We start from the raw sequence: 286 nt of genomic DNA, 5'->3' as shown, positions 1-286 counted from the left end.
GGAACACCTGCGGTGAGTACAGGCTTTACTTTGATGTTAGGTACACCAGCAGTCAGTAGAGGTTTTACTTTGATGTTAGGTACACCAGCAGTCAATAGAGGTTTTACTTTGATGTTAGGTACACCAGCAGTCAATAGAGGCTTTACTTTGATGTTAGGTACACCTGCGGTCAGTACAGGCTTTACCTTGATGTTAGGAACACCTGCGGTGAGTAGAGGTTTTACTTTGATGTTAGGTACACCAGCAGTCGATAGAGGCTTTACTTTAATGTTAGGTACACCAGCAG

1 pseudogene is annotated in these 286 nt (G+C 43.7%); it reads right to left on the bottom strand.

The window, feature by feature from the left end:
- Positions 1–286 (bottom strand): annotated as a pseudogene (locus tag AB4238_RS22315) (hypothetical protein); the annotation flags it as partial.

It is taken from the genome of Shewanella sp. 10N.286.45.A1 (assembly GCF_041470405.1).
Taxonomy (GTDB): Bacteria; Pseudomonadota; Gammaproteobacteria; order Enterobacterales; family Shewanellaceae; genus Shewanella.
The sequence above is the reverse complement of the archived record's forward strand: the minus strand, read 5'-3'. Positions and strand labels throughout refer to the sequence as shown.